This is a genomic window from Slackia sp. (genome assembly GCF_977041755.1).
Window position 1 is genome coordinate 1 of sequence record NZ_CDRRGL010000147.1, and the last position, 4,307, is coordinate 4,307.

Annotated in this window: 3 protein-coding genes; all 3 read right to left on the minus strand. The window is 56.7% G+C overall.

Annotation, left to right across the window (positions count from 1 at the left end; all coding sequences use genetic code 11):
* Positions 1 to 398 precede the first annotated feature (398 nt).
* The gene (locus ACWI8T_RS08540; RefSeq protein WP_449138637.1) at positions 399 to 1,127 is read right to left on the minus strand and encodes a hypothetical protein; all 729 of its coding nucleotides are present in this window, start codon (positions 1,125 to 1,127) and stop codon (positions 399 to 401) included.
* A 284-nt stretch (positions 1,128 to 1,411) separates the two neighbouring features.
* Positions 1,412 to 2,338 carry a TrmH family RNA methyltransferase gene (locus ACWI8T_RS08545; RefSeq protein WP_449138638.1) on the minus strand — a complete coding sequence of 309 codons (927 nt, stop codon included), beginning with the start codon at positions 2,336 to 2,338 and terminating at the stop codon, positions 1,412 to 1,414.
* 213 nt (positions 2,339 to 2,551) lie between these two features.
* A complete protein-coding gene (locus tag ACWI8T_RS08550; RefSeq protein ID WP_449138639.1) occupies positions 2,552 to 3,874 on the minus strand; it encodes a hemolysin family protein in 1,323 nt (440 codons plus the stop codon).
* Between the last annotated feature and the right edge of the window lie 433 nt (positions 3,875 to 4,307).

A 4,307-nucleotide genomic window follows, 5' to 3' on the forward strand; every position in this document is an offset into this window, starting at 1 on the left:
AATGCGATGGATAAATTGACGTTGCGACATGCGATTCCTTTTCTTCGATAAGCTCAATGCAAGCGAATATGCTATTGCACGCGTGCGGAAATGGCAATGCCGCCGAGAAACCCAGGGCGAATCCTAGCGCGACTAGGCGCCCATCGAACGGCCACGCCCCACAGAACGCAGTCTCGCACGAGCGCACACCTGCAAACCCGTCCGCACTCGCAAAATAAGCCTGACGCGAGCGGGCATCCACAAAACCGCACGCGACCCCATTATTGTTAAGGACAATGCCGTGATTGCCGCGAACGCCGTGGGGCCCGAGGACTGCCGTGCGAGCGAACACGCCGCAACAAAGAAGGCTCCCCGCCTTGTAAGCGAGGAGCCCTTGATCGCCTTTATGAAGAAAACCGCTAGTCGACGCGTGCGTAGTCACCGCTGCCGTCAAAGCCCCAATCGAGCTTATCGGCCTTGCCGTTCGAATCGCAATGGATGGCATAGTTCCACGCCGGCTCTTCATCGTCCCAATACAGACCAACCTGGTCGACGGCGGTAATGGCCCAGGTACCCGCCTCAGCCTGCTTGCTATCGCGGCTCTCGACAAGCGTTCCATCTTCCCTCAGCTCGATTTCGATGGACTCGTTTGTGAGCGACTTCCATTTCGTATTGACGACCTTTGCCATCACGGCATTGTAGTCGCCACGCGAATACCAGGTATTGCTCACAGAGTCGTAGCAGGTCATGGGGTCAACGAAAACGATATCGTAGCCAGGCTCGCATTCTTCGGAGGGCACCAGATGCTTATCTTTTATCGTGGCATCGCAGTCGGGATCGATGGGCTTGCCGCTCTCGTCAAAGAACACGGGCAAAACGACCGTCCACGCTTCTAGATAGAAGCCGGGGCGCGACGTGTCGCCATCGATATACCACATGTCGGCAGAGTATCCGAAACCATTGTCGGCGAGGTAGCTCCCCGAGTCGATGCGGGAAGGGTCGACGTTCGCCTCGGGCGCGCGCCCTTTCGATTCGACGGCTCCAGATCCGCCGCCGCAACCCGCAATCATGCATGAACACGCCAAGGCAAACGCAACGACTACCGACGTAAGGCATACGCGCCACCATTGCTTTTTCGAAGCCTTCATTCGACGCTCCTTCCCTTTCGATTAATTTGAGAAAAACGTACGAGAGGAAAGCGACGCCAGCCAGAACAGAGCGGCCCAAATCAGCATCAAGAAAAAGACCACGCGTCCAAAATGACAGCGTGGCCTGTGGTTTCATTCTGAAACTAATTTTAGTATCTCCTGGATATCTGCGCTCTTATAGAAGCTGTAATGCTATCGAATGGAATGTATTATAGTTTCTATTAGTGCCTTATATGATACCTAAAAGCAAGTATTATTAGTATCTGGCTAATACCAGCATCCCACTATTTGCAAAGCTCCCAAAAAGTAACCGCACTTGCCGCCGCCACATTCAGGCTATCGACCCCAGGACGCATAGGAATGCGCACCGTGTAATCGCAGCCCGCAATCGTATGGCTCGACAACCCATCGCCCTCGGTGCCGAACACGAGCGCGAGCTTGTCGATTTGTGCCAACTCGGGCGCGCCAAGCGGAAGGGAATCGTCGGACAGGGCCATGGCCGCCGTCTTATACCCAAGCGCACCCAGACGTTCAAGCCCCGCCGCGGGCCAATCGCGCACGCTTTCGCCAATGCGCGTCCACGGTACCTGAAACACACAGCCCATCGATACGCGCACCGCGCGCCTATACAAAGGATCGCAGCACGTAGGCGTTACGAGCACCGCATCGATCCCCATGGCCGCCGCCGAGCGGAAAATAGCGCCAACGTTCGTGTGGTCGACGATGCCTTCGAGCACCGCAATGCGCCTGCGGCTCGCATCGTGTATGTTGCCCACCTCACCCGGATCAAGGTCGCCTGCCACAACCGCCGCCGCGCGAGCGGCCTTTTCGGCGTCAACCCGAGCCAAAAGGTCTTCCACACTCGGCAGCTGGGGACGACGGCAAGCCATAAGAATGCCTCGCGTCACCGCAAAACCCGTAAGGCGTTCCGCCTCTTTCGCGGAAACCACGAACACCGGCAGCCCACCGGGCTCTTCGCACGCCGCCTCGGCGCGCGCCACGATTTCGCGCGTACGATCGACCCATTCAGGCGTCATGAGCATCGAAAGCGGCTGCACCCCACCGAGCAATGCGCGATCGATAACCTTCTCGCTCTCGACAATGAAGATTCCTTTTTCAGGTTCGAGTTTATTGCGGAGCTGGGCCTCGGTTAGGCGCGCGAACACATCGAGACGCGCGTCGTCAAGCGATTCGAGTTCGATATAGGGCATGGGTACTCCTCAAACGAAAAGAGCCGATCATCAGACCGGCTCATTGTGACATTGAACTGCTCTGGCGGCAACGCAACGAAATGCTCGCACCAAAGCCAGCGAGCAGCAAGCTGGAAAATCTGATTGCCCCGAAAGAGAAACAACGCACGCTTCAGAACGCGAGCGACGATTGGAAGCCAAGACAAAACCAGATTGCTACACAGCGTCAACGGCTTACGCCGGTTGATCGTCCGGCGTAGCCTCCGTCACCCAGAATTCGACCTGGTTGATTCGGCGCGCATCCATCGAACGTACCACAAAACGTACCTTAGTGCCGTCTTCCTCATAGTTCGCTTCATCACCCACATCGGGAATTCGATCGAGCACGTCGAGCAGCAGGCCGCCGAGCGTTTCGTATTCGGTGAAATTCTCGCTTTTGAAGCCCATGCGCTCAGCGAAATCGTCAATAGGACATGCGCCAGTGGTGATGAAGTGGTTCGGCGCAACCTCGGTAAGCGCATCGCTCAAGCCGTGGGCGTATTCGTCATCGAAATCGCCCACGATTTCCTCGAAGATATCGCCCATCGTCACCAAGCCCGACGTTCCGCCGTGCTCGTCGACGACCAGAGCCATCTTCGTTTTCTCGCGCTTGAGCACCTTGAGCAGCTTCACCACGGGCATGCCCTCAGGCACCGCCACGATGCGGCGCACGCGCACGTCGTCCATGGTGCTTTCGGGCGACAAGTTGTACAGGTCTTTCACGCTCACAAAGCCCACGATATCGTCTTTGTCGCGACGATACACGGGAAAACGCGTGAACTTCGCCTCGGCGACGATGCGCATGTTTTCTTCCAACGTGTCGTTCATGCACAGGCACACCATGTCGGGGCGCGGAGTCATGAGCGATTCGGCATCTTTGTCGGCGATGTCGAAAATATTGTCCACGAACTCGTTCTGCTCGGGCGCGATAAGGCCGCTTTCGGTGGACTCGTCGATGAGCAGCTTGATTTCGTCGTCGGTGTACACCTCGTGCTCGTTGGCGGGGTCGTGGCCCGCAATGCGCACCACCGCATTAGTGATGCCATTGAACAGCACCATAATGGGATAGGTAATTTTATAGAACGCCATAAGCGGACGCGCGGTGAACAGTGCATAACGCTCGGTGGCGAAAATCGCGAACGACTTAGGAATGAGCTCGCCCGTCACCACATGCAGCGTGGTCATGATGAAGTAGCCAATGGCCACCGCCACCACGGAAATCACAGCTTCGGGCAGGCCGAACAACACGAACAGCGGTCGAATGAGAGCCGAAAACGCCGGCTCGCCCAGCCAACCCAAGGCAAGCGATGCAAGCGTAATGCCCAGCTGGCAGGCCGACAGATACTTGTTCACATTCAGGGCAATTTCCATGGCCGCCTTGGCGCCCGGCTTGCCCTCCTCTACGGCGAGCTCGAGCTGCGACTTGCGCACACGCACGAGCGCGAATTCGGCGATGACGAAGAATGCGTTCATGGCCAGGAAAAATACGACGAGGATAAGGCTTATGCCAACGGACATGAGCGGAAATTCACCCTTTCAAAAAGGCCGTCTCGCAGACGGCCCGACCTTCGCAGATATGCGATTCTTACTATTGCAATTTGTAACTATAACGAAAATACGACCGACTCATGCCACGCGGGGCGAGACTTTGCCCAACTGTTACAAAAACAGCAGCAGCACGGGAAATGCCGCAACAAAGAAATGAAGCGAAAAAGAAAAACAGAGGAATTCGCCTTAAGGAAGGCCCGCAAATGCTCAATCCCCTGGCAGCAAGCGCCCAGAAGACGGAGCGCCATCGTACATTGCGGCCCCCGTACGTGCCCTAATGACGATGCATGAGCTTATCGCTGCCCGTTTTCCAATTGAACCGCACGCTCAGGCAGCGCAGCATGACCACGCAAACCACGCACAGAACCGCCGCGAGCGTATCCTGCGCGCCATATGCCACAAG

Excerpts from the sequence above, each read along its gene's own strand:
- ACWI8T_RS08540 (WP_449138637.1), bottom strand. The coding sequence starts at position 1,127 with ATGAAGGCTTCGAAAAAGCAATGGTGGCGCGTATGCCTTACGTCGGTA.
- ACWI8T_RS08545 (WP_449138638.1), bottom strand. The coding sequence starts at position 2,338 with ATGCCCTATATCGAACTCGAATCGCTTGACGACGCGCGTCTCGATGTG.
- ACWI8T_RS08550 (WP_449138639.1), bottom strand. The coding sequence starts at position 3,874 with ATGTCCGTTGGCATAAGCCTTATCCTCGTCGTATTTTTCCTGGCCATG.